This window comes from Clostridium sp. LIBA-8841 (assembly GCF_057782475.1).
This window is the reverse complement of sequence record NZ_CM173488.1, coordinates 3686656-3710070: the sequence shown is the minus strand read 5'-3', so window position 1 is coordinate 3710070 and position 23415 is coordinate 3686656. Positions and strand designations below refer to the sequence as shown.

General features: G+C 29.9%; 22 protein-coding genes, 1 riboswitch and 1 other annotated feature. Of the genes, 18 read left to right on the top strand and 4 right to left on the bottom strand.

The genetic code is table 11. The annotated features are described in order from the left end of the window. The 6 genes from AC2A4K_RS16580 to AC2A4K_RS16555 all read left to right on the top strand — a co-directional run bounded on the left by AC2A4K_RS16580 (position 1) and on the right by AC2A4K_RS16555 (position 6045). Entirely contained in the window at positions 1-708 is a 708-nt protein-coding gene (locus AC2A4K_RS16580) for an MIP/aquaporin family protein (protein WP_322504802.1), read from the top strand. Positions 709-749: 41 nt separating this feature from the next. Further along, positions 750-1310 (top strand): glycerol-3-phosphate responsive antiterminator, encoded by a 561-nt coding sequence (locus AC2A4K_RS16575; protein WP_322504801.1) that lies wholly within the window; start codon positions 750-752, stop codon positions 1308-1310. Positions 1311-1329: 19 nt separating this feature from the next. Further along, positions 1330-2832 carry a glycerol kinase GlpK gene (gene glpK, locus AC2A4K_RS16570; protein WP_322504800.1) on the top strand — a complete coding sequence of 501 codons (1503 nt, stop codon included), beginning with the start codon at positions 1330-1332 and terminating at the stop codon, positions 2830-2832. 165 nt (positions 2833-2997) lie between these two features. After that, a complete protein-coding gene (locus AC2A4K_RS16565; RefSeq protein WP_322504799.1) occupies positions 2998-4428 on the top strand; it encodes an NAD(P)/FAD-dependent oxidoreductase in 1431 nt (476 codons plus the stop codon). Between the two features lie 13 nt (positions 4429-4441). After that, positions 4442-5695, top strand: a complete 1254-nt coding sequence (locus AC2A4K_RS16560) for an FAD-dependent oxidoreductase (RefSeq protein ID WP_322504798.1) — start codon at positions 4442-4444, stop codon at positions 5693-5695. Between the two features lie 2 nt (positions 5696-5697). After that, positions 5698-6045 carry a DUF1667 domain-containing protein gene (locus AC2A4K_RS16555; RefSeq protein WP_322504797.1) on the top strand — a complete coding sequence of 116 codons (348 nt, stop codon included), beginning with the start codon at positions 5698-5700 and terminating at the stop codon, positions 6043-6045. Between the two features lie 445 nt (positions 6046-6490). Here AC2A4K_RS16555 and AC2A4K_RS16550 read toward each other — a convergent pair whose 3' ends face one another. Next, complete coding sequence (locus AC2A4K_RS16550; protein ID WP_322504796.1) at positions 6491-7666, bottom strand: class I SAM-dependent rRNA methyltransferase; 1176 nt, start codon at positions 7664-7666, stop codon at positions 6491-6493. Positions 7667-7904: 238 nt separating this feature from the next. On the opposite strand from AC2A4K_RS16550, the gene AC2A4K_RS16545 reads away from it, so the two are divergent. The 5 genes from AC2A4K_RS16545 to AC2A4K_RS16525 all read left to right on the top strand — a co-directional run bounded on the left by AC2A4K_RS16545 (position 7905) and on the right by AC2A4K_RS16525 (position 13002). Continuing rightward, complete coding sequence (locus AC2A4K_RS16545; protein WP_322504795.1) at positions 7905-8219, top strand: hypothetical protein; 315 nt, start codon at positions 7905-7907, stop codon at positions 8217-8219. Between the two features lie 67 nt (positions 8220-8286). Next, a riboswitch (TPP riboswitch) is annotated at positions 8287-8389 on the top strand. Positions 8390-8703: 314 nt separating this feature from the next. Next, a complete protein-coding gene (tenA, locus tag AC2A4K_RS16540) occupies positions 8704-9369 on the top strand; it encodes a thiaminase II (protein WP_322504794.1) in 666 nt (221 codons plus the stop codon). After that, positions 9369-9977: an energy-coupled thiamine transporter ThiT gene (thiT, locus tag AC2A4K_RS16535; protein WP_322504793.1), complete on the top strand. Its 609-nt coding sequence runs from the start codon at positions 9369-9371 to the stop codon at positions 9975-9977. The genes tenA and thiT overlap by 1 nt, the downstream gene beginning before the upstream one ends. A gap of 343 nt (positions 9978-10320) precedes the next feature. Beyond that, a complete protein-coding gene (locus tag AC2A4K_RS16530) occupies positions 10321-12249 on the top strand; it encodes an ABC-F family ATP-binding cassette domain-containing protein (RefSeq protein WP_322504792.1) in 1929 nt (642 codons plus the stop codon). A 144-nt stretch (positions 12250-12393) separates the two neighbouring features. Next, a complete protein-coding gene (locus tag AC2A4K_RS16525) occupies positions 12394-13002 on the top strand; it encodes a DUF1643 domain-containing protein (protein WP_322504791.1) in 609 nt (202 codons plus the stop codon). Between the two features lie 201 nt (positions 13003-13203). Here AC2A4K_RS16525 and AC2A4K_RS16520 read toward each other — a convergent pair whose 3' ends face one another. After that, positions 13204-13419, bottom strand: coding sequence for a (2Fe-2S)-binding protein (locus AC2A4K_RS16520; protein WP_322504790.1), 216 nt, complete (start codon positions 13417-13419; stop codon positions 13204-13206). Positions 13420-13703: 284 nt separating this feature from the next. Then, positions 13704-13985 (top strand) — a binding site (T-box leader). A 97-nt stretch (positions 13986-14082) separates the two neighbouring features. Here AC2A4K_RS16520 and ileS point away from each other — a divergent pair. After that, positions 14083-17202, top strand: coding sequence for an isoleucine--tRNA ligase (gene ileS / locus AC2A4K_RS16515; protein ID WP_322504789.1), 3120 nt, complete (start codon positions 14083-14085; stop codon positions 17200-17202). Positions 17203-17300: 98 nt separating this feature from the next. On the opposite strand, the gene AC2A4K_RS16510 is transcribed toward ileS, so the two are convergent. Further along, complete coding sequence (locus AC2A4K_RS16510; protein WP_322504788.1) at positions 17301-17630, bottom strand: rhodanese-like domain-containing protein; 330 nt, start codon at positions 17628-17630, stop codon at positions 17301-17303. A 331-nt stretch (positions 17631-17961) separates the two neighbouring features. Between AC2A4K_RS16510 and AC2A4K_RS16505 the strand changes: the two genes are divergently transcribed. The 5 genes from AC2A4K_RS16505 to AC2A4K_RS16485 all read left to right on the top strand — a co-directional run bounded on the left by AC2A4K_RS16505 (position 17962) and on the right by AC2A4K_RS16485 (position 22495). Next, the gene (locus tag AC2A4K_RS16505) at positions 17962-18960 is read left to right on the top strand and encodes a LacI family DNA-binding transcriptional regulator (RefSeq protein ID WP_322504787.1); all 999 of its coding nucleotides are present in this window, start codon (positions 17962-17964) and stop codon (positions 18958-18960) included. A gap of 97 nt (positions 18961-19057) precedes the next feature. Next, positions 19058-19486, top strand: coding sequence for a TlpA family protein disulfide reductase (locus AC2A4K_RS16500; protein ID WP_322504786.1), 429 nt, complete (start codon positions 19058-19060; stop codon positions 19484-19486). Positions 19487-19490: 4 nt separating this feature from the next. Next, positions 19491-20183, top strand: coding sequence for a cytochrome c biogenesis CcdA family protein (locus AC2A4K_RS16495; protein WP_322504785.1), 693 nt, complete (start codon positions 19491-19493; stop codon positions 20181-20183). A gap of 120 nt (positions 20184-20303) precedes the next feature. Further along, positions 20304-20936: a hypothetical protein gene (locus AC2A4K_RS16490; protein WP_322504784.1), complete on the top strand. Its 633-nt coding sequence runs from the start codon at positions 20304-20306 to the stop codon at positions 20934-20936. Between the two features lie 188 nt (positions 20937-21124). Then, positions 21125-22495 (top strand): MATE family efflux transporter, encoded by a 1371-nt coding sequence (locus AC2A4K_RS16485; RefSeq protein ID WP_322504783.1) that lies wholly within the window; start codon positions 21125-21127, stop codon positions 22493-22495. Positions 22496-22535: 40 nt separating this feature from the next. On the opposite strand, the gene AC2A4K_RS16480 is transcribed toward AC2A4K_RS16485, so the two are convergent. Further along, positions 22536-22721 (bottom strand): hypothetical protein, encoded by a 186-nt coding sequence (locus tag AC2A4K_RS16480; protein WP_322504782.1) that lies wholly within the window; start codon positions 22719-22721, stop codon positions 22536-22538. Between the two features lie 113 nt (positions 22722-22834). Between AC2A4K_RS16480 and AC2A4K_RS16475 the strand changes: the two genes are divergently transcribed. Next, positions 22835-23413: a nucleoside recognition domain-containing protein gene (locus AC2A4K_RS16475; RefSeq protein ID WP_322504781.1), complete on the top strand. Its 579-nt coding sequence runs from the start codon at positions 22835-22837 to the stop codon at positions 23411-23413. Positions 23414-23415 lie beyond the last annotated feature (2 nt).

Below are 23415 nucleotides of genomic sequence, written 5' to 3'. Positions count from 1 at the left end.
ATGGTAAATCAATTCTTGGCTGAGCTTGTTGGAACTGCGCTTTTGATATTATTAGGGGATGGAGTAGTTGCAAACGTAGTTCTTAAGAAAACGAAAGGAAATAATGCCGGGCTTATTGTTATTACTGTGGGATGGGCAATAGCAGTTGCTATTCCAGTATATATCTTTGCTAGGGTTAGCGGAGCTGTATTTAATCCGGCGGTAACTATTGCATTAGGTATAACCGGAGGGTTAACATGGTATCAGGTAGTTTTATTTTGTATAGCACAATTGATAGGTGCTTTTATAGGTGCTGTTCTTGTTTATCTTACTTATTATACTCATTTTGAGTCTACTGATGATCAAGAAGCAAAGCTTGGTACATTCTGTACTATACCAGCTATTAGAAATTATAAATGGAATTTTTTTGCAGAATTTATAGGAACATTTGTATTAATGTTTGGAATTTTAGGACTTGGTGATGCAAAAATGGTAGATGGAATGATGCCGATAGCTGTTGGATTATTAATTTTAGTTATAGGAGTATCTTTAGGAGGACCGACTGGATATGCAATTAATCCAGCTAGAGATTTTTCACCTAGACTTGCACATTTCCTGCTTCCTATAAAAAATAAAGGAGGCTCAGATTGGGCTTACGCTTGGGTTCCCGTTGTAGGACCGATAGTTGGAGCTATAGCAGGAGCAATTGTATATACAAGTATATTTTAAGGAGATATTAATTTGAGACAATTTTAAGGAGGCTATTTATAATGATTAATTTTAAAAGAATACTTGAGGATAACCCTATTGTGGCAGCTGTAAAGGATATGGAGCAATTGGATAAAGCTTTAGAAGCTGATGTTGATGTAATATTTGTTTTATTCGGGAATGTTTTAGATATTATAGAAATTTCAAATAAAATATCAGAGAAGAATAAGATTGGGATATTGCATATAGACTTAGTTGATGGACTTACAAATAGAGAGATTGTTTTAGAATATTTGAAAGAAAAAACTAAGTTTGATGGAATAATAAGTACAAAGGCTCAAACAGTAAAAAATGCAAAAAAATTAGGGCTAATAGCTATTCAAAGGGTTTTCATTTTAGATAGTCTTTCTTTTCATAGCACAAAGAATCACTTAGTTGATGAATGTGATGCTGTGGAAATGTTGCCAGGATTATTATTTAAAGTTATTAAGGAATTATCAAAAACAATAAATAAACCATTAATAGTGGGTGGTTTAATTTCAGATAAAGAAGATGTCATGGAAGCTTTAAAGTCAGGAGCAACGTGTATATCAACAACAAAAGAGGCTATATGGAAGATATAAAATTAAGAGGTGATTGTTTATGGAAAAATATATAGTAGCATTAGATCAAGGAACAACAAGCTCTAGAGCAATAATTTTTGATAGGGATCAAAATATTATTGGAATAAGTCAAAAAGAATTTAATCAAATTTATCCTAAAGAGGGATGGGTTGAACATGATCCAATGGAGATATGGGCAACTCAATATAGTGTACTTCAAGAAGTTATGGCTAAGAGCAATATAACTCAAGAAAACATAGCTGCACTTGGAATTACAAATCAAAGAGAAACTACAATAGTTTGGGACAAAAATACTGGTGTACCAATATATAATGCTATAGTTTGGCAATGTAGAAGAACTGCGAATATCTGTGATGAATTAAAAGAAAGAGATGGACTTGTAGATTATATTAAAGAAAACACAGGACTTGTACTTGATGCATATTTTTCAGGAACAAAAATAAAATGGATTTTAGATAATGTTGAAGGTGCAAGAGAAAAAGCTAAAAATGGAGAGCTTTTATTTGGTACAGTTGATACTTGGCTTGTTTGGAAACTTACAAATGGTAAAGTTCATGTAACTGACTATACTAACGCATCTAGAACTATGATATTCAACATAAAGAATCTTGATTGGGATGAGAGAATGCTTAAGGAATTAGATATTCCTAGAAGTATGCTACCAGAGGTAAGAAATTCATCTGAAATTTATGGCTATGCTAACCTTGGGTCAAAGGGCGGTATAAGAGTACCTATTGCTGGTATTGCTGGTGATCAACAAGCTGCTTTATTTGGACAAGCGGCCTTTAATAAAGGTGATGTAAAGAATACCTATGGAACAGGTTGTTTCTTATTAATGAATACAGGAGAGGAACTTGTTCAAAGTAGATCTGGACTTTTAACAACAATAGCTATTGGATTAGATGGAAAAGTTCAATATGCTTTAGAAGGATCAGTATTTGTTGGCGGTGCTGTTATTCAATGGCTTAGAGATGAATTAAGAATTATAAGTGATTCTAGCGATACTGAGTATTTTGCTACTAAGGTAGAAGACAATGGAGGAGTATATGTTGTACCTGCATTCGTAGGATTAGGCGCTCCTTATTGGGATATGTATGCTCGTGGAACAATAGTTGGGTTAACACGTGGAACTAATAGAAATCATATAATAAGAGCTGCACTAGAATCAATTGCATATCAAACAAGAGATGTTCTTGAAGCTATGATAAATGATGTTGGTTATGATATAAACTGTATAAAGGTAGATGGTGGAGCTAGTAGAAATAATTTTTTAATGCAATTCCAAGCTGATTTAGTTGGAAAGAAAGTAATTAAACCTATAATTACAGAAACAACAGCTTTAGGTGCTGCATATCTTGCTGGATTAGCTGTTGGTTATTGGAAAGATAAAGAGGAAATAGCTAAATTCTGGTTTGCAAGTGAAGAGTTTGAGCCAACTATTTCTGAGGAAAAGAGAAATAAATACTATAAAAAATGGAAAAAAGCTATTGAAAAATCAAAAGACTGGGCACTTGATGATTAAAAAAGTGTGGAAACATTTACAAAAGTGTGATATAATTAAAGAGAAGTTAATAGAAAATTTTTAATTTTGTGTAGAAGAGAGAATAGAGCTAAACACAAAAAGGATATTCGTATGTCTTTTTTGAGTTCAGCTCTTTTTTATTTTTATAAGAGGGAGCGATATTTAATGATTTATGATGTAGCAATTATAGGATCCGGAGTAATAGGTGGAGCAATATTTAGAGAACTAACAAAGTATAATTTAAAAGTTGTAGAATTAGAAAAAGAAAATGACGTTGCTATGGGAGCATCTAAAGCAAATTCAGCAATTGTTCACTCAGGATATGATCCAGAGCCAGGAACATTAATGGCAAAATACAATGTTGAAGGAAATAAGATGTTTGATAAGCTTTGCGAGGACTTATCCGTTCCTTTTAAAAGAAATGGTTCACTAATTATAGGATTTGATGATGATGACCAAAAAGAATTAGAGGTTTTATATAATAGAGGAATTAAAAATGGAGTAGAAGGTATAAGACTTTTAACTTCAAAAGAAGTTTTAGAAATGGAGCCAAACTTAAATAAAGAGGTAAAAAGTGCTTTATTCTGTCAAACAGGAGGAATTGTTGGAGCATATGAATTTACAATAGCTCTTTCAGAAAATGCTATTGATAATGGAGGAGAATTAAGATTAAATTCTAAAGTTGTTAGTATTGAAAAAGATGAAAATTTTAAAATAAAGCTTGAAAATGGAGATGTAGTAGAAGCTAGATTTATAGTAAATGCAGCAGGTATTTATGCTGATAAGATTCATAATATGGTTTGTGAAGAAGCCTTTAAAATAACTCCTAGAAAAGGAGAATATTATGTTTTAGATAAGAGTCAAGGAAGTCTATTTGAAAAGACAATTTTCCAATGTCCAACTAAGCTTGGAAAAGGAGTTTTAGTTACTCCTACAGTTCATGGAAACTTATTAGTAGGACCAGATGCCATTGATACTGATGACAAAGATTCAGTTTCCACAGAGTATGAAGGATTGGCTAAAGTTAGGGAGGTTTCTTTAAAAACAACTAGATCAATTAATTTTAGAGAAAATATAAGAAACTTTGCAGGACTTCGTGCTATAGCTGATAAGCCTGATTTTATAATTGGAGAAGCTAAAGACGTAAAGGGATTCTTTGATGTAGCAGGAATAAAATCACCAGGATTAAGTTCTGCACCAGCTATTGCAGTTGATGTTGTTAGAATGCTAGGAGAATGTGGACTAGCTTTAGAAAAGAAGGATAACTTTAATGAGAAGAGAGAGCAAGTACATTTTATAGAACTTTCTCCAGAAGAAAAAGCAAATTTAATTAAAGAAGATAGTAGATACGGAAGAATAATTTGTAGATGTGAAAACATAACAGAAGGAGAAATTGTTGATAGTATAAATAGAACTTTAGGAGCAAGGACTATTGATGGAGTTAAGAGAAGATGTCGTCCAGGTTGTGGTAGATGTCAAGGTGGTTTCTGTGGACCTAGAGTTCAAGAAATAATATCTCGTGAAACTGGTATGAAGATAAATGAAGTAACTTTAGATAAAAATGGTTCATACATAATAAGTGGAAAAACAAAGTAGGAGGATTAAGGTTATGAAATATGATTTAGTAGTTGTAGGTGGAGGTCCAGCAGGATTAGCAGCAGCTTATGAAGCTTATGAAAATGGAATAGAAAAAATATTAATTATAGAAAGAGATAAAGAACTAGGTGGAATCTTAAATCAATGTATTCATAACGGATTTGGTCTTCATACCTTTAAAGAAGAACTTACAGGACCTGAATATGCTGGAAGATTTATTGATATGGTAGAAGGAACTAACATAGAGGTTATGTTAGATACAATGGTTTTAGAAATTGAAGATAAAGTAATACATGCTATAAATACTGAAAAAGGATATTTAACAATAGAAGCGGAAGCTATAGTACTTGCTATGGGATGTCGTGAAAGAACAAGAGGCGCAATAAGTATCCCAGGAGACAGACCATCAGGAATATTTACTGCAGGAGCGGCTCAAAGATTCATAAACATGGAAGGATATATGGTTGGTAAGAAGGTTGTTATTTTAGGGTCAGGAGACATTGGTCTTATAATGGCTAGAAGAATGACTCTTGAAGGCGCTGAAGTTAAGGCTGTTGTTGAACTTATGCCTTATTCAAATGGTTTAACTAGAAATATTGTTCAATGTTTAGAGGACTATGATATTCCATTATATCTATCTCATACAGTTGTTGATGTTAAAGGAAATGGAAGATTAGAAAAAGTAATTATAGCTAAGGTTAATGAAAATAGAGAACCTATAAAAGGAACAGAAATAGAGTTTGATGTTGATACATTATTATTATCTGTTGGGTTAATTCCAGAAAATGAGCTTTCAAAAAATGCAGGAGTTCAATTAGATTTTAGAACTAATGGACTTGTGGTTTCAGAAAGTATGGAAACAAATAGAGAGGGAATATTTGCTTGTGGTAATGTAGTTCATGTTCATGACCTAGTTGATTTTGTTACTGAGGAAGCAAAAAATGCAGGTAAGAATGCTGCAAAATATATTAAAGGTAAAAAGAGATTAAATAACTTTGTTGAAATAAAAAATGGAGAAAATATAAGTTATACAGTTCCTCAAAAATTTGAAATTGAATCTTTAGATGGAAACTTGAATGTGTTTATGAGAGTTAGAAATGTATTTAAGAATAAACAGATTATAGTTAGAGATGAAGAAGGAAATGTTCTTCAAAGCTTTAAAAAACCTCATGTTGTACCTGCAGAAATGGAGAGAATTACAATACTTAAAGATAAACTTAAAGATGCTAAGGGATCAATAACAATTTCATTAGAGGATGGTGAATAATCATGGTAAGAGAATTAATTTGTATAGTATGTCCTAGAGGATGTCATTTAACAGTAGATACAGATTTAGAAAAAGTTACAGGAAATACATGCAAAAGAGGAGAAATTTATGGATTAAATGAGGTTAAAAATCCAACAAGAATAGTAACCTCAACTGTTAAAATAGATGGCTGTGACAATATGGTTATACCAGTTAAAACAGAGGAACCTATTCCAAAGGGAATGATATTTGATGTTATGAAAGAGATTAATAAGGCTTCTATTAATCTTCCTATTAAAGTTGGAGATGTTATCATAGAGGATGTTTTAGGAACTGGTGTTAGTATAGTTTCTGCAAAAACAGTTTCATAGAAAATAAATGCTTTAATAAGGTTATGTTTTAGGTAAATTTTTATATTTAGTTAAAACATAGCCTTTTAAATAATTATATAGAGACAAAAGAAGAAAGGTATCTGAATTTCAGATACCTTTCCCTTTTAATACATCTAATATTATATGTACATTATTAGGATAGAAAATGCACTCCTAATTAGTGCATAGCTTAAAACAGATAGTTAAATACTAAAGATATTTATAACTATTTAATGAGTGTATGCTATTTTTGTAAAGCACCTCATAGTAATAATATATTTTAATATTTAATTATTACTTAAATTTTAAATATAAATTTTTGAGTGTATGCCATTTTGTAAGCACCTCTTTTTTTATAAGTAAAAGGTTAAGTTTTTAATCTTTTCTTGCTACACTATTATATTAACCAGTATTATTTTTAATATGCATTTAATTTAAAATTTTTTTAGAATACTTGGAATATGAAGAATTTTAAGTAGTATGACTCATCTGAGTTCCAAAGTATAGGATGATCTGAACTTTGAGTTCTAACTTCTATTTGTCTTAAAGTTCTTCTAGCATCATGAGCAGCCTCAGCAACAGTTCTCTTTAATTGTTCTTCATCCATATAATGAGAGCAAGAGCATGTTGCGAAGTAGCCACCTTCTTTAACCATCTTTATTCCTCTAAGGTTTATTTCTTTATATCCTCTAATAGCTTGCTTAACAGTGTTTCTTGACTTTGTAAAAGCTGGTGGATCTAATATTACAACATCAAATTGTTTTCCTTCTCTTGACCAATCACCTAAAACATCAAAAGCATTGTGTTTTTCGAATTTAACAACATCTTGAAGATTATTAAGCTCAGCATTTCTTGTAGCACAATCAACGGCGTGTTGAGATACATCTATTCCTAAAACTGACTTAGCACCGGCTATACCAGCATTTAAAGCAAATGAACCAGTATGAGTGAAGCAATCTAAAACATCCATGTCTTTACATATTCTATGCATTGCAGCTCTATTTTCTTTTTGATCTAGGAAGAAACCGGTCTTTTGACCATTTTCTAAATCAACTATGTATTTAACACCATTTTCAACTATTTGTATATCAGTATCAAATGGCTCAGTTAAGAAGCCTTTTCTTTGCTCTAAACCTTCTATTTCCCTAGTTTTTATATCACTTCTTTCATAAACACCCTTAGCACCGTATTCATCAACTAGGATTTTTACTATTAAATCTCTATATTTATCCATTCCAAGAGTTGATATTTGAATTACGTAATAATCTTCAAATTTATCAACTGTTAAACCAGGAAGGAAATCAGCTTCTCCAAAGATAAATCTACATGAAGATGTGTCTATAACTCTCTTTCTGTATTCCCAAGCAGTTTTAAATCTTCTTTTGAAGAAGTCTTCATCTATTTCTTCATCTATATTCTTAGTCATTAATCTTATAGTTATTTTACTTCTATCATTTATGTAACCTTTTCCTAGGAAATAACCTTTATGATTATAAACTTCAACTATATCTCCGTTTTCGTAATCTCCGTCATATTCGTTTATTTCATCAATGTAAATCCAAGGTCTACCTTGTTCAGCTTTTTTATTTTTCCCTTTGTGTAAATAAAACTTACTCGCCATTTAAATAGCTCCTTCCAAAATAATTCTTATAAGATTATAACACATATTAAGTCTTTCAATAGGTTAAAAATATATTTAAAGAGTAGGAAATAAATATGAAGTTTAACCATGGTTATTTCTGTTTTATTTTTAAAAAATTTTTTAAAGATATATTCAGCTAAAAAACAATACTTTTAGAATAAAGATTAAATACTGAATATATATTTTTAATAAGAGTAATTTTAAGGATTGAATAAAATTGATAAAAGCTATCGTTATTCCAACACCTAAAAGATTAAGAAAATACATAAGAGAGTCTGATTTTAAAAAGAAGGCAAAGACCTTTGCAACCCCAGAGAGAGCTATGATATATGGGACTATAGGAACTGGTATAACAGTAATATCTTTAAGTGATGTGCCGGCTAAACCTTTTGTCATAGGAAGCTTAATATACCATGGTATTGCCTATGAAATTTTAGAAAGATGGTATGATGAATATGGTAATGATGAGGAAATCAGAAAGATGATGATGAGCAATAAAGATTATTGGAATAATTTTTATATGAGGTTTTAGACTTTATTTTTACTTGAGAAAGAAAAAACTAGAATTTATTAAAAAAAATATATATAATTATTATAGACTTTATAGCTAGGGGTGCCATTTGGCTGAGAGATAACATTTTGTTATTAACCCTTAAACCTGATCTGGGTAATACCAGCGTAGGAAAGCCAGTAGAAAGTTTTATAATAGTATTTTATATATTTAGAGTATTATGACTTTTTATAAATTAAGCTGCATCCTACAATGGATGCAGCTTTTATTTTTTATTTAGCTATGTTTTAAGTAAATATTGATTTTTAGCTAGACTTTCAAAACTAAAATAATTTAGTAAAGTATTACTCATTAAGATGACTTACAGTTCTACCTAAAAATTAATAATGGTTTAAAGTAGAGTTTTTATTTAAAAAGTTTAAGATTTATATGCTTTTATGAAACTTTTAGGTAATCCTTATTTGGGCTATTAAGTTTAATCATAAGATTAAAGGAGATGTCAAATATGAGATTTACAGAAAAATTATTAAAAGAGGCTATGCCGATATGGGACAAGTATTTAGAACACCCATTTATAAAAGAAATTGGAGAAGGAACTCTTGATAAGAATAAATTCAAAGAGTATTTAGTTCAAGATTACCTTTATTTAAAAGAATATGCTAAGATTTTTTGTATTGGTGTAGTTAAGGCCAGAACTATGGAAGAAATGAGATTTTTCTATAGTTCTACAAAAGGAACAATGGAAGATGAAACAGCAGTCCATATAGAATACTTAAAAGATTTTGGAATATCAGAAATAGAGGCTGAAAAAAGAGAATATAAAGGCACTACTATAAGTTATACAAGCTATATGCAAGCTATAGCTTTAAAAGGTGACTTAGATGAGATAGCTATAGCAACATTACCATGCACTTGGAGTTATAGCTATATAGGAAGATATATTGCTGAGAAATATGCTGATAAACTAGAAAAAAACTTTTTTAAACCGTGGATTGAAGAGTATGCTTCAGATGGATTTGCTGAGTTTACTGATAGATGGTTAGAATATGTGGATAAAACTTGTTCAGATTTATCAGAGGAAAAACAAAATAGACTGATAGAGATATTTAAAAGGGCAAGTTTATATGAACTTGACTTTTGGAATATGGCATATGAAGAAGGTGAAGAGTAATGGATGTTTATTTAGTAGCCTTAATAGAATTTGTATTATTAGCTTTATATATTTTAGATTTAAGAAAGCATAAAATAACAACAAAAGAAATTGTTATGATTGGATTAAATGTAGCAATTTCCTACGTGCTTTATATTATTCCGTTAGTTAGATATCCACAAGGTGGAGGAATAACTTTCTTTTCAATGCTACCAATAATGCTTCTTTCCTTAGTGTATGGAAGAACTGTTGGTGTTACAGGAGGATTAATCTTTGGTCTTCTAAAAACATTAAATGGAGCATTTATTGTTCATCCAGTACAGTTTTTTCTTGATTACATACTAGCTAATATGGCATTAGGATTAGCAGGAACATTTGGAATAGATAAAAAGTATAAAATATTCTTAGGATCATTTATGGCAGGCGCTTTAAGTACATTTATAAGTGTCGTTTCAGGGGTAGTTTTCTTTGGCCAATATGCGCCTCCAGGTATGAATTTATGGATTTATTCAATAATTTATAATGTAAGTAGTGCAGGAGTTGAAAGTTTTCTGACTACCATAGTATTAACTTTAATGCCAATACAATTGTTAGCTAGGAGAATGAAACCTTTGTCTAATAGAATTTAGAAAGCAAATATGCTTTATAAAGATTTTGAAAGAGTAGTAGAATTAATTTTGTGAGGATTTAGGAGACTTGATAAGGAAAATTTCAAGTTAAAATATAACAAGTTAGAAAATTAATATAGAATAATTTAAATTAGTATAGGGTTGTATCAAAGCTTAAAATAAAATTTATAAAGAGTATTAAGAGAATAGCTATGAATTCTTAATGAAATCCAGTAATTCTCATAATATGTTTATAAGTTTTATTTTAAGTTATTTTTGATACAATCCTTATTTTACTTTTGGAAGAACTTTAACTTTATATTATAATGAGAATAAGATTTGTTTTGAAAAGGATGGATAACTGATGAATTTAATAACTCTTGAAAATATAAGTAAGAGCTATTCAGAGAAAATTTTAGCTAATAATATATCATTAGGAATAAATGATGGTGAGAAGATTGGGCTTATAGGAGTTAACGGAACAGGAAAATCTTCTTTCTTAAAGATAGTGGCAGGAGTAGAAGAGCCTGATGAAGGGACAATAACAAAAGGTAATAGAGTAAGGATAGAATACCTTTCTCAGACACCAGATTATGATGATAATGCTACTGTTTTAGAGCAAGTTTTCAAAGGTAACTCAGAAGAAATGAGAATTCTAAGAGATTATGAAGAACTTTTAGAAAAGATAAATAAAGGCGAAAATAGCGATATAGATTCAGAAAAGATAATAAAACTTCAAGGAAAAATAGATGCTTTAAATCTTTGGGATATGGAAAGTGAAGCAAAAAATGTTTTAACTAAGCTTGGAATAACTAATTTTGAAGAAAAGGTAGGAAATCTTTCTGGAGGACAGAAGAAGAGAATAATGCTTGCAGCTGCATTAATAACTCCTAGTGAACTATTAATATTAGATGAGCCTACTAACCACTTAGATAACGAGACTATAAGTTGGTTAGAAGATTACTTAAATGGTAGAAAAGGTGCTCTTTTAATGATTACTCATGATAGATATTTCCTAGATAGAGTAACTAATAGAATATTAGAATTAGATAGAGGTAGATTATTTAGCTATGATGGAAACTATTCTGTTTTCTTAGAAAAGAAGATGGAGAGAATAGCTATAGAAAAGGCAAGTGAGGAAAAAAGACAAAACCTTATGAGAAAAGAACTAGCTTGGGTAAGAAGAGGTGCAAAGGCTAGAACTACTAAACAAAAAGCTAGACTTCAAAGATTTGATGAATTAGTAAATCAAGAAGGTTTTATTGAAAATGAAAATATAGAAATCTCTGTTATGGGAACTAGATTAGGTAAGAAAATAATAGAAATAGAACATTTAAATAAAAGCTTTGGAGATAAAAAGATTGTTGATGATTTTAACTACATAGTCTTAAGAAGTGATAGAATAGGTATTGTAGGACCTAATGGAGCTGGAAAATCAACACTTATGGGTATGATAGAAGGAAAGATAGCACCAGATAATGGTGAAATAATAAAAGGTGAAACTGTAAAAATAGCTTGTTTCTCACAAGAGGATACACATATGCATCCAGAAATGAGAGCCATAGATTACATAAAGGAAGCAGGAGAGTATTTACAGACTGCTACAGGTGAAAGAATAACAGCATCACAAATGTGTGAAAAATTCTTATTTGATGGTACACTTCAATGGACAATGATAGGAATGTTATCAGGTGGGGAGAGAAGAAGACTTCATCTTTTAAGAGTTTTAATGGAAGCTCCAAATGTTCTTTTACTAGATGAGCCTACAAATGACTTAGATATTGAAACTTTAAATAGACTAGAAGACTATCTAGATGATTTTGGTGGAGTTGTTATTACTGTATCACATGATAGATATTTCTTAGATAGAATTTGTAACAAGATATTCTCTTATGAAGGAGATGGAAAAATAGATATCTATACTGGTAACTATGGGGATTATCTTCTAAGTAAAGAGATAGAAGCTGTTGAAAGTAAAGAAAAAGAAGTAGCTGTGGATAAAAATAAAAAAGAGTCATCTGTGGATAAAAATAAAAACAAAAATAAAGTATTAAAATTCTCATTTAAAGAGCAAAGGGAATTTGAAACTATAGATGAAGATATAATGGCTATTGAAGAAAAAATAGAGGAATTAGATTCTTTAATGGCAAAACATGCATCAGAATACGGTAAACTTCAAGAATTAATGGAAGATAAAGCAAAAACTGAGGAGGAGTTAGCTCAGAAGTATGAGAGATGGGAATATCTTAATGAGTTAGCTGCACAAATAGAGGAAAACAAGAAGAATAAATAGTTCATTATTTAGGTGAATAAATTAAATTTATATAAATTTGTAGAATTTCTAAAGATTCGATTATATACTAAACTAAAGTGAGAATATACTTAATACTAATATATTGAGTTTGAGGAACAAGAGTTGGTAAAAAGGGGAGCGCTTATGCAAAAGTATTGTAAAAATCCAAATAATATAAATGTTTTAGTAGATCATGAAAGTGGAAGAGGGTTTAAAGTTACTTTTCCTATTAATGAAGAGGGTGAAAGTAATATATTAGTTATTACTAGAGCTCCAAAATCACATAACATTGAGGATCTAAAAAAAGAATTAAATAAGGCTATAAAATATTTAATGAACAATGAGGATGAACTTGGAATAATAAAAGAAATAAATTTCGTATTCCTATTTCCTGTTATTGAATACAGCAAAGATGTTTTAGAAGAAGTTTATAATACCAAAGGCGAGCTATTCCTATGCGGAAATGATGGGTTTATTGAGAATGGAGAGTACTTAAAAAATGATTTAATCATATTTGAAAGTTTAATAAATAGTACTCATATAATCTTTGCTTGGGGAGAGCCAACGTCTAAAGATATTAGAAGAGTATATGAAAATAGATTACATTATCTTTTAAAAGGATTTAAAGTGGTTAAGAATAATTGCTTTGATGTAAAGAAATTTTATTTTGTAGGAGCACTTACAAATCAAGGATATCCTAGACATTATAATGGTTGGACAAAAAACTTACCATTAAACGAATTTGAAATTTAAAAAAGTACGAGCAGTAGTGATGATACTCCTATTGCTCGTACTTTTTTGCTTTTTTAATTAAAGCTAATTCTTATATAAAGCTAAAATATTATTTAAAAGTTAATAGTTATGGGCAAGTTAAAATAAAAAAAAGAGTACCTTTCGGTACTCTTTTTAGGGAGATACAAAATTAAAACAGTAAATAAGTTTTGCTTAAAAGAATTATTGGTTGTCTTCAATTAATTCTTCAATTTTGTCTCTACATCTACAACCTCTACAAGAACCTTTTGTTGCACCAGTTACCTCAGCTACTGCTTCAACTGTGTGTGCACCATTTTTGATAGCTTCTTTTATCTTTGCTCTTGAGATTGCTCTGCAGATACAAACTTTAGTCATTTTATCAATTACTTGTTGATTTAAATTATTGTTATCAGTCATACTATTTTTCCTCCTAATACATCAAAGTAAAACAGCACGATTAACAAAAGGGAATGGAATGTATTTGATGATTTAATTATAAGTTAGTTGATAAGAAAAGTCAACATTAAATAATAAAAATTATTAATTAATTTTATTTATTAAATATATAAGTTGATACTTATAATTATTAGGTTGTACCAAAATAGATTTTTTATTAAGAAATAAATTAAATAAATAATCAAAGCTTTCAAATATATGGATTTGTTTCGTTGACTTTTTAAAAGTGCTATTATATAATTTTTTTAAAGACTGTGAACAGGGCAAGTACTTATATAAAACCTTATTCAGAGAGTAGTTGGTTGGTGCGAGACTATAAGGATATCTAAGGAAAATCACCTGGGAGTTGGAGACTGAAAGGAATAGATTCTGATTAAGTTATCCCGTATATCCACGTTACAGGATGCGAGCATTGTAAGTGCTTTTAATTACCTATCGTAAACACGTAAACTTTTAATATTTATAATTGAATTATATAGATAGGTTTGAACTTTAGGTGGTATAGCGAATATAACTTCGTCCTTTTAGGATGGAGTTTTTTTATTTTTCACTAAGTTTTGTCTAGATAAGCAATTATAAGTAAATAATTTAAATATTAAATAAGAGAAGGAAAGGAGTTTCAATATGTACAAAAAAGTTGAATTACCTAAAGGTTTTGTAGGCGTAGAAAAAGAAGTTGCAAACCTTTGGAAAGAAAAAAATGTAATACAAAAAAACTTCGATATGAACCAAGATGGTGAATACTTTACATTCTATGATGGTCCTCCAACAGCTAATGGTAAGCCACACGTAGGTCACGTATTAACAAGAGTTATGAAGGATATAATCCCAAGATACAAAGTTATGAAGGGTTATAAAGTTATAAGAAAAGCAGGTTGGGATACTCATGGGCTTCCAGTTGAGCTTGAAATAGAGAAGAAGTTAGGAATATCAGGTAAACCTCAAATAGAGGATTACGGTGTTGAAAAATTCGTAACTGAATGTAAAGATAGTGTTTTCACATATGTTAGCATGTGGGAAAAAATGACTGAGCAAATAGGTTATTGGGTAGATATGGAGAATCCATATGTTACTTACCATAATCCATACATAGAATCAGTATGGTGGGCTTTAAAGCAAATGTGGGATAAAAAACTTTTATATAAAGGTTATAAAACAATGCCTTACTGTCCAAGATGTGGAACAAGTTTATCATCACATGAGGTTTCACAAGGATACAAGGATGTTAAAGACTTAACTGCTATAGCTAAGTTTAAAGTTAAAGGAGAAGATAACAAATACTTCTTAGCTTGGACAACAACTCCTTGGACTTTACCTTCAAACGTTGCTTTATGTATAAATAAAGCTTATGACTATGTAGAAGCTAAGCAAGTTGAAGGAGATGAAATATTCATCTTAGCTAAAGATTTAGCACCTAAGGTTTTAGGAGAAGGATTTGAAATAGTTAGAGAATTCAAAGGTGAAGAATTATTAGGAATGGAATATGAGCAATTATTACCATTCGTAACTCCAACTGAAGGAAAAGCTTTCGTAGTTGTTCACGGTGACTACGTAACTTTATCAGATGGTACCGGTATAGTTCATATAGCTCCTGCGTATGGTGAAGATGATAACTTAATAGGAAAGCAAAATGGATTAGCATTCTTAAACTTAGTTGACTTAAGTGGTAACTTTGTAGAAGAAGTAACTCCTTGGGCTGGAAAATTCGTTAAGAAATGTGACCAACAAATCGTTGATTACTTAAAAGAAGAAAATAAATTATTTAAAGCTGAAAAGCATACTCACTCATATCCACATTGTTGGAGATGTGACACTCCACTTCTTTACTATCCAAAAGATAGCTGGTTTGTTGCAATGACAACTTTAAGAGATAAACTTTTAGCTAATAATGAAAAAATAAACTGGTACCCAGATAACATCAAGAACGGAAGATTTGGTAAGTTCTTAGAGAATGTTATAGACTGGGGTATCTCAAGAGATAGATACTGGGGAACTCCACTTCCAATATGGGAATGTGAGTGTGGACACAGAGAATGTATAGGAAGTATAGAAGAACTAAAAACTAAAGGAATAAATGTTCCAGAAGATATAGAACTTCATAAGCCATACATTGATAAAGTTCACTTAAATTGTCCTCATTGTAATAAGGAGATGAAGAGAACTGCTGAGGTTATTGACTGTTGGTTCGATTCAGGATCAATGCCATTTGCACAACTTCATTATCCATTTGAGAACAAAGAGTTATTTGATCAAAACTACCCAGCTCAATTCATATCAGAAGCTGTTGACCAAACAAGAGGATGGTTCTACACAATGTTAGCAATATCAACTGCTATATTTGATAGAAATCCATTTGAAAACTGTATAGTTTTAGGTCACGTTCTTGATAAGAAGGGCTTAAAAATGTCAAAATCTAAGGGTAACGTAGTTGATCCATTTGAAGTACTTGATTCACAAGGTGCTGATGCTACAAGATGGCATTTCTACACTGCTAGTGCTCCATGGTTACCAACTAGATTCTCAATAGAAGACGTTGCTGAAACTCAAAGAAAATTCTTAAGTACATTATGGAATGTTTACTCATTCTATGTTTTATATGCAGAGTTAGACAAATTCAATCCATTAGAGTATAAAGATTTCGTATCAGATAACGTGATGGATAAATGGATAATGTCAAAACTTAATACTTTAGTTAAAGATGTAGATGATCACTTAAATAACTACAGAATAACTCAAGCTGCTTTAGAAATAGAAGAGTTCACAGATGAGTTATCAAACTGGTATGTAAGAAGAAACAGAGCAAGATACTGGTCAGAAGAATTAACTGATGACAAGATTGGTGCATACACTACTTTATACAGAGTATTAGTAACTTTATGTAAGGTTGCTGCTCCATTTGTACCATTCATAACAGAAGAAATCTACCAAAACTTAGTAGTTAACTTAGATGAAAATGCTCTAGAAAGTATTCACTTAGGAGCATGGCCAGAAGTTGATGAAAAGGCTATAGATAAGAAGTTAGAAGAAAAAATGGATTTAGCTTACAAGATAGTTAAGCTTGGAAGAAGTGCAAGAAATGCTGCTAACATCAAGAATAGACAGCCACTTTCAAAGATGCTTCTTTCAACTACAGAGCTTCCTGAATATTATGGAGACATAATTAAAGATGAGTTAAACATCAAGGAAGTTGAGTTAGGAGCTGACCTTTCTAAGTATGTTAACTTCGAAATCAAACCTAACCTACCTGTTTTAGGAAGAGCTTATGGTAAGTTAATACCAGCTATAAGAAAAGAAATAGCTTCAAGAGACCAAATGGAATTAGCTCAAAAAATCCAAAATGGCGGAACAGAAGTTATAAATATAGATGGAAATGAAATAGAATTAAATGCAGAAAGCTTACTTGTAACAATGCAAGGATTAGAGGGATTCGCATTTGCTGGAGAAGGTTCAGTAGGGGTTGTTTTAGATACAACTATAACTGATGAACTAAGAGAAGAAGGTCATGTAAGAGAAATAATATCAAAAATCCAAAACATGAGAAAAGAAAGTGGATTTGAGGTTGCTGATAAAATAACTCTTTATGTTGGTGACAATGATATGCTTTTAGATGTAATCAAGAAGTTTGAAGATGTTATAAAGAAAGAAACTTTAACTGAAGAAGTTATTTATAATGGAGAAGCTGATTACTCAGAGGCTAAGATAAATGGTGAAATCTTAAAGATGGCTGTTGCAAAAAGAGCATAGTAAATAAAAAAAGAGAGCAATTAAATTGCTCTCTTTTTTATTTGGCTATGTTTTAGCTAAAAATCAACATTAATTTAAAACATAGCCTTTTATTTAAATTATTTAGTGTAAAGTTCTTTAGGACCTTCATTAACTAATTTTGAAAAACCACCCATCATATTATAAAGTTCGGTAAATCCATTATCTTCTAATATTTCACAAGCTTGCATACTTCTAGAACCTCTTCTACAGTACACTAGTATTGGTGAATCTTCATATCCATCAAGTTCGTCTAAAGAGAATAATAATCTACCTAAAGGAATAAGCTTTGCATTTTTTATAAACCCATCTTCCTTATATTCCTCTTCAGTTCTCACATCTAAAATTAATAATTCTTTATTCTCATTCATTAATTTTATAGAATCTTTTATATCTATGTCTTTATACATTAAAGTTTCCTCCTAGTAATTATCTTTTAGTGATTATAAATTTTAAAAAGTATGGTTAACATATCAATAAGTAATAATATATTTGATTATACAACATAATTTAATTATTGTAGAAAAATTATAGTATCTAATAATTTTTACATTGAATTAATACTTGAAGTTTATTACAATTATTAATAAGAAAACGTTTTTCGACTAAAAAAGTTAAGAGGAATTTAAGCAAATTACACAAATATACACAAATTCCTTGTATAAATGTAAAGTTATCATTATAATATTGAAGTACTAAGATAATAGATAGGAATAAGTTAGAGTATAGGAGTTGAGTTAGATGGCTGCTTCAATTAAAGACGTTGCTAGAGAAGCCGGAGTATCAATAGCAACAGTTTCAAGAGTATTAAATGACATAGACGTTGTAAACGAAGAGACTAAGAAAAAAGTTTTAGAAGCTATAAAAAAATTAGGATATAGACCTAATATAGTTGCAAGAAGTTTAAAAACACATAGAACAAGAACAGTAGGTATATTAGTACCAGATATATCAAATCAAATATATCCTGAAATAGTTAGAGGTGCTGAGGATGTAGCTAACATATATAAATATAATGTTATGTTATGTAATTCAGACTTAGATTTAGAAAAAGAAAAGGAATACTTAAGAGTTCTTAAGGAAAAAATGGTTGATGGTGTTCTTTACATGAGTTCATCATTAGGAGAAGAAACTTTAAATTTAATAAATGAATTAGATTTAAAAACAGTTTTAGTTGAGAACGATGAACAAAATGGTAAGTTTCCAAGTGTAACTATAGACAATGAAAAAGCTACATATGAAGCTACTAAGCATTTAATTGATAAAGACATGAAAAATATAGCTTTCATAGGTGTTGAAGGCGATTTAAACAATGCTTGGGGTAAAAGATTCAAAGGATATAAGGCTGCAATAGAGGATGCTGGAATAGAATTCAAAGAGGAATTAACTTACTTTAAAAACTTAAAAGTTAAGACTGGATATGATGCTATTGTAGCAATGCTTGAAAACAATCAAAATATAGATGGAGTAATTTGTGCTTCTGATGAAATAGCTATGGGTGCTATAAACGCTTTAAGAGATAAAGGAATAAAAGTTCCTGAAGAAGTTAGTGTTATAGGATTTAATGATATAGATTTAGCACACGTATTCTATCCAAAGTTAACTACTGTATCACAACCTATGTATGATATGGGATCAATAGCTATGAGAATGTTAATAAAAATAATAAACAATAAACCATTAGACCAAGATCACTTTGTATTAGATCATGATTTAATAGAAAGAGATAGTTGTAAGTAATTAATGCATAAAAAATGCATAATCATTAGGTAACATAAGATTAAGTTATGTTACCTTTTTTTATACAAAAATTTAATTTGGTAGGGGAGAAATTTATATGAGAAATAAAAGAAACGTGATAATATTATTTCTAATCGTTTTCTCGTTAGTAGGAATATATTTTGGAAAAAACTATATTGAGAAAAAGAAACAAACAAGCGATTCAGAAATTAATGTAATTAGTAACCTAGAAGATGCAAAAGTCGGAGTGCCAACTATAATAATGTTTAAAACTGATACTTGTCCTTATTGTGTTGAAATGCAAAAGGAGTTAAGTAATGTAGCAAAAGATAGAAAAGGAGCTTTCAATATTTATTATGCTAGATTAGAGGAAGATAAGAATATGGATTTAGCTTATAAATATGGAGCTAATGTAGTTCCAACTACAGTGTTTTTAGATAAAGATGGAAAAGAGTTCTACACTCATCAAGGGCTTATGAGAGCTAGTAGTATAGAGACTATTCTAAATTCTTTGGGGGTTAAATAGAATTATGGAGTTTTTATCATATTTTAATAGTGTGATTTCAGATAATATTTTTTTAGCCTTAATACTATCATTTTTTGCAGGTATTGTGGCTTCCTTTAGCCCATGTACTCTTTCTTCTATTCCACTTCTAATAGGTTATGTCCAAGGTAGTGGAGTAAAAGATAATAAGAAGGCATTTAAATATTCCATAATATTTTCAATTGGCTTAGGATTAACTTTCACGTTAATAGGAGTATTTACAGCTGTAATAGGAAAAGCTTTTTTAGGAGCGGGAAAGTTTTGGTATATAGTATTAGCTTTTATTATGATAGCAGCTGGCTTACAAGTTCTTGATGTAATAAATTTATTTGGAGATAAAAAAGATTCTTGTAAAATACCTAAAAAAAGAGAGGGAATTTTAGATGCATTTTTCTTAGGAATATTAAGTGGAGTATTGGCTTCCCCTTGTGCAACACCTATAATGGCGGCAATAATAGCTTTTATAGCAGCTAGTGGTAACTTAGCCTTAGGAATATTAATGCTTCTTATGTATTCATTAGGACATAGCGTTTTAATAATACTTGCAGGAACATCCTTTGGGTTTGTTGAAAAAATAGCTTATTCAGAAAAGGGGAAAAAAACAGGAAAGATATTAAAAAATATTTTAGGTGTAATAATAATATTGGTAGGTTTTTACCTATTCTACTTAGGGGTATAAGGAATATGTAAATCAAATATACAGAAAGTGTTAAATTAAAATGAACACAAACAAAAAGAATATTAATTTTGATATGATTAATATTAATTATTTAATGAGATTTTTGTTTGGAGGATTATTATGGAACAAAATATGAATAAAAAATCATCAGTTGGACAATTTTTAAAATCTGTATTTAACATATTTATTAAAAACTTAGTAGATATAGCAATGATATCAGTACTTTTTGCAATTCCTGCTCTTATAGGAAGAGGAAATACCATATTTTCTGTAATAAGTATTTTTAGCTTAGGATTTTCGTCCATAGCTATAATAAAATTAGCTAATAATTTTATTAATGGGAAAAAGATATCTTGGATTGAGACTATAAAATCATCATTTAAAAATCCTATATTTCCTTTAGGGGTGTTTATGATACAAAACTTTGCGATTTCTTTAGGATCAAGTATATTTGCACCAGCAGGAATAATATTATCAATATTTTTTATAATAGCTATGCAATGTTCTATATTTGAAAATATAAATGTTATAGAGAGTATAAAAAAGAGTTTTTCATTAGTTAAAAATAATTTTTTAGATATTCTTTTAAAGCAATTTTTATTAGTAATTTTAATTAACCTTGCTACAACAATGTTTGCAATGTTTTTAAATCAAAGCCAAGCATCAATAATTATATTTTCATTAGTATTAAACATAGCTACAGCTCTTAGTTTAATATCAGGAAATTTAATATACAAAGAATTAGCTATATAAAGTTTAAAGGCTATATAAAAATCTGACTTATAAATCTATAAATATTTAGAGTTTGTAGATTAAAATAGTTAGGTTTTATATATAGCTTTTTTTATTTAAAAAATTTTACTGACGAAAAATTTTAAATTAATGTATAATAGATTGGTTAACATATATTTAAGAAATATGGATTAAAGGAGGAGAGGCTTATGAAAGATCAAAAATTACTAGGGGAAGAATCAGAAATTAAGCTTTTGATTAAGTATTCAGTACCGGCTATTATAGGTATGCTTGTAAATGCACTTTATAATATTGTTGATAGAATGTTTATTGGACACATACCTGGTGTTGGTCCTATGGCTATTACTGGTGTTGGAATAACAATGCCAATTATGTCTATACTACTTGGTTTTGGAATGCTTATAGGGATAGGTGCTACTGCAAACATCTCTATAAAATTTGGACAAAATAATAGAAAAGATGCAGAGAAAATATTAGGAAACTCTGTAGTTTTAATAACAATAATATCTTTAGTTTTAACTATTGTTGGAATTGCTTTTGCAAATAGTATTTTACATTTATTTGGAGCAAGTGATGCTACAATTTTTTATGCAAAAGAATATATAAATGTAATTCTTTTAGGAACTATATTTAATTTAATGTCATTCTCTTTATATAGTACAATTAGAGCTGATGGTAATCCTAAAATGTCAGCGGCGGTAATGGTACTTGGATGTGTTATAAATGTAATTTTAGATGCAGTATTTATATTTGTATTTAACTTAGGAATAAAAGGAGCTGCTTGGGCTACTGTAATTTCTCAAATAGTTACTACATTAATAATGCTTTACTACTATACATTAGGAGGATCAAATTTAAAATTAAAATTTGAAACTCTTAAATTAGACTGGAGATTAGTTAAGATAATTTTAGCTATAGGTGTAGCACCATTTTCAATGCAGATGGCTGCAAGTGTAGTTCAAGTAATAGCTAACAATGCATTAAAGACTTATGGTGGAGATTTAGCTATAGGAGCTATGGCTGCAATTTCTTCAATATCAATGATATTCTTAATGCCTATATTCGGTATTAACCAAGGCTCACAGCCTATAATTGGATATAATTATGGAGCTAAAAAGTATGATAGAGCTCAAAAAACAGTGAAGTTAGCAATTATTGCAGCTACAATAATACTTGTTTTAGGAGGAATCTTCATTCAAACATTCCCAGAGATTGCAATAAGTATGTTTAATGCGGATCCTAAACTATTAGAAATAGGAGTTCCAGGTTTAAGAATTTACTTATTCATGATGCCTATAATAGGAATATCTATAATTGGATCTAATTACTTCCAATCTATAGGTAAAGCTAAATTAGCTACATTCTTAAGTTTATTAAGACAAGTTATACTTTTAATTCCTTTAACTTTAATATTACCTAAAATTGCAGGTTTAGGATTAATAGGAGTTTGGTTAGCTGGTCCAGTATCAGACTTCTTATCAACAATAATAACTGGAATGTTTATAGTTAAAGAATTCAAAAGAGAAGATGTTATAGAAGACGCCGAAGAAGCGATTTAAAAAAAGCTGAGTTTAGATTTTCTAAACTCAGCTTTTTTATTTATATAATACCTTCATCTTTTAATAAATCTTCCAGTTTTCTTACTTTTTCTGTTAGAGTAACGAATTTTTGTTTTATATCATCCTTTGATAAATCAGTTGAATCTAGTTGGATTTCTAGCTCTTCAACAGTTTTTAAAACTTCATCTATATCTTGTTGAGCTAATTCTAAATTTTTTTCGTTCATATAAAAATTCTCCTTTGAAGTAAATTCGTTCTTTGTAGTTTTATGGTAACACTACTATTCTAACTATGCAAGGCATATATTATACAGAAATTACTTATGATTCAGGAGGAGAGATGATTAATTATATATGGTTTGCAATTATAGCCTTAGGATTGATTTTTAGCATAATGACAGGCCAGGGAGAGTTGATTACAAAAGGCTTAACAGAATCTTCAGATGGTGCTGTAAAGTTTATAATTTCATTAGTTGGTATCATGTGTTTTTGGTGTGGTGTTATGAAAATAGCAGAAAAAAGTGGATTAACATCTAAGGTGGCAAAGTTACTAAATCCTATACTAAGAAAACTGTTTAAGGAAAGTTCTCATAGTGATGAAGCTATGGGTGCTATAGTTATGAATTTAACAGCCAATATGTTTGGATTATCCAATGCAGCAACTCCACTTGGTATAAAGGCAATGACAGAATTAAACAAGATTAATAAAGAAACTGATGGCAAGGCATCAAATGATATGGCATTATTTTTAGTTATAAATGCAGCCTGTATTCAATTAGTACCTTCTACGGTTATTTCTATAAGAGCGGCGGCAGGATCAAGTGAGCCTGCAAGTATAATAATTCCAGCAATAATATGTACTTTTACTGCCTGCTGTGTAGGTATTATATGCTGTAAAATACTACAACGATATTTTTAGGA

Excerpts from the sequence above, each read along its gene's own strand:
- AC2A4K_RS16530 (WP_322504792.1), top strand. The coding sequence starts at position 10,321 with ATGAATTTAATAACTCTTGAAAATATAAGTAAGAGCTATTCAGAGAAA.
- AC2A4K_RS16575 (WP_322504801.1), top strand. The coding sequence starts at position 750 with ATGATTAATTTTAAAAGAATACTTGAGGATAACCCTATTGTGGCAGCT.
- AC2A4K_RS16480 (WP_322504782.1), bottom strand. The coding sequence starts at position 22,721 with ATGAACGAAAAAAATTTAGAATTAGCTCAACAAGATATAGATGAAGTT.
- ileS (WP_322504789.1), top strand. The coding sequence starts at position 14,083 with ATGTACAAAAAAGTTGAATTACCTAAAGGTTTTGTAGGCGTAGAAAAA.
- AC2A4K_RS16490 (WP_322504784.1), top strand. The coding sequence starts at position 20,304 with ATGGAACAAAATATGAATAAAAAATCATCAGTTGGACAATTTTTAAAA.
- AC2A4K_RS16525 (WP_322504791.1), top strand. The coding sequence starts at position 12,394 with ATGCAAAAGTATTGTAAAAATCCAAATAATATAAATGTTTTAGTAGAT.
- AC2A4K_RS16505 (WP_322504787.1), top strand. The coding sequence starts at position 17,962 with ATGGCTGCTTCAATTAAAGACGTTGCTAGAGAAGCCGGAGTATCAATA.
- AC2A4K_RS16550 (WP_322504796.1), bottom strand. The coding sequence starts at position 7,666 with ATGGCGAGTAAGTTTTATTTACACAAAGGGAAAAATAAAAAAGCTGAA.
- AC2A4K_RS16520 (WP_322504790.1), bottom strand. The coding sequence starts at position 13,419 with ATGACTGATAACAATAATTTAAATCAACAAGTAATTGATAAAATGACT.
- AC2A4K_RS16580 (WP_322504802.1), top strand. The coding sequence starts at position 1 with ATGGTAAATCAATTCTTGGCTGAGCTTGTTGGAACTGCGCTTTTGATA.
- AC2A4K_RS16500 (WP_322504786.1), top strand. The coding sequence starts at position 19,058 with ATGAGAAATAAAAGAAACGTGATAATATTATTTCTAATCGTTTTCTCG.
- AC2A4K_RS16560 (WP_322504798.1), top strand. The coding sequence starts at position 4,442 with ATGAAATATGATTTAGTAGTTGTAGGTGGAGGTCCAGCAGGATTAGCA.
- AC2A4K_RS16555 (WP_322504797.1), top strand. The coding sequence starts at position 5,698 with ATGGTAAGAGAATTAATTTGTATAGTATGTCCTAGAGGATGTCATTTA.
- AC2A4K_RS16485 (WP_322504783.1), top strand. The coding sequence starts at position 21,125 with ATGAAAGATCAAAAATTACTAGGGGAAGAATCAGAAATTAAGCTTTTG.
- glpK (WP_322504800.1), top strand. The coding sequence starts at position 1,330 with ATGGAAAAATATATAGTAGCATTAGATCAAGGAACAACAAGCTCTAGA.
- thiT (WP_322504793.1), top strand. The coding sequence starts at position 9,369 with ATGGATGTTTATTTAGTAGCCTTAATAGAATTTGTATTATTAGCTTTA.
- AC2A4K_RS16565 (WP_322504799.1), top strand. The coding sequence starts at position 2,998 with ATGATTTATGATGTAGCAATTATAGGATCCGGAGTAATAGGTGGAGCA.
- AC2A4K_RS16495 (WP_322504785.1), top strand. The coding sequence starts at position 19,491 with ATGGAGTTTTTATCATATTTTAATAGTGTGATTTCAGATAATATTTTT.
- AC2A4K_RS16475 (WP_322504781.1), top strand. The coding sequence starts at position 22,835 with ATGATTAATTATATATGGTTTGCAATTATAGCCTTAGGATTGATTTTT.
- tenA (WP_322504794.1), top strand. The coding sequence starts at position 8,704 with ATGAGATTTACAGAAAAATTATTAAAAGAGGCTATGCCGATATGGGAC.
- AC2A4K_RS16510 (WP_322504788.1), bottom strand. The coding sequence starts at position 17,630 with ATGTATAAAGACATAGATATAAAAGATTCTATAAAATTAATGAATGAG.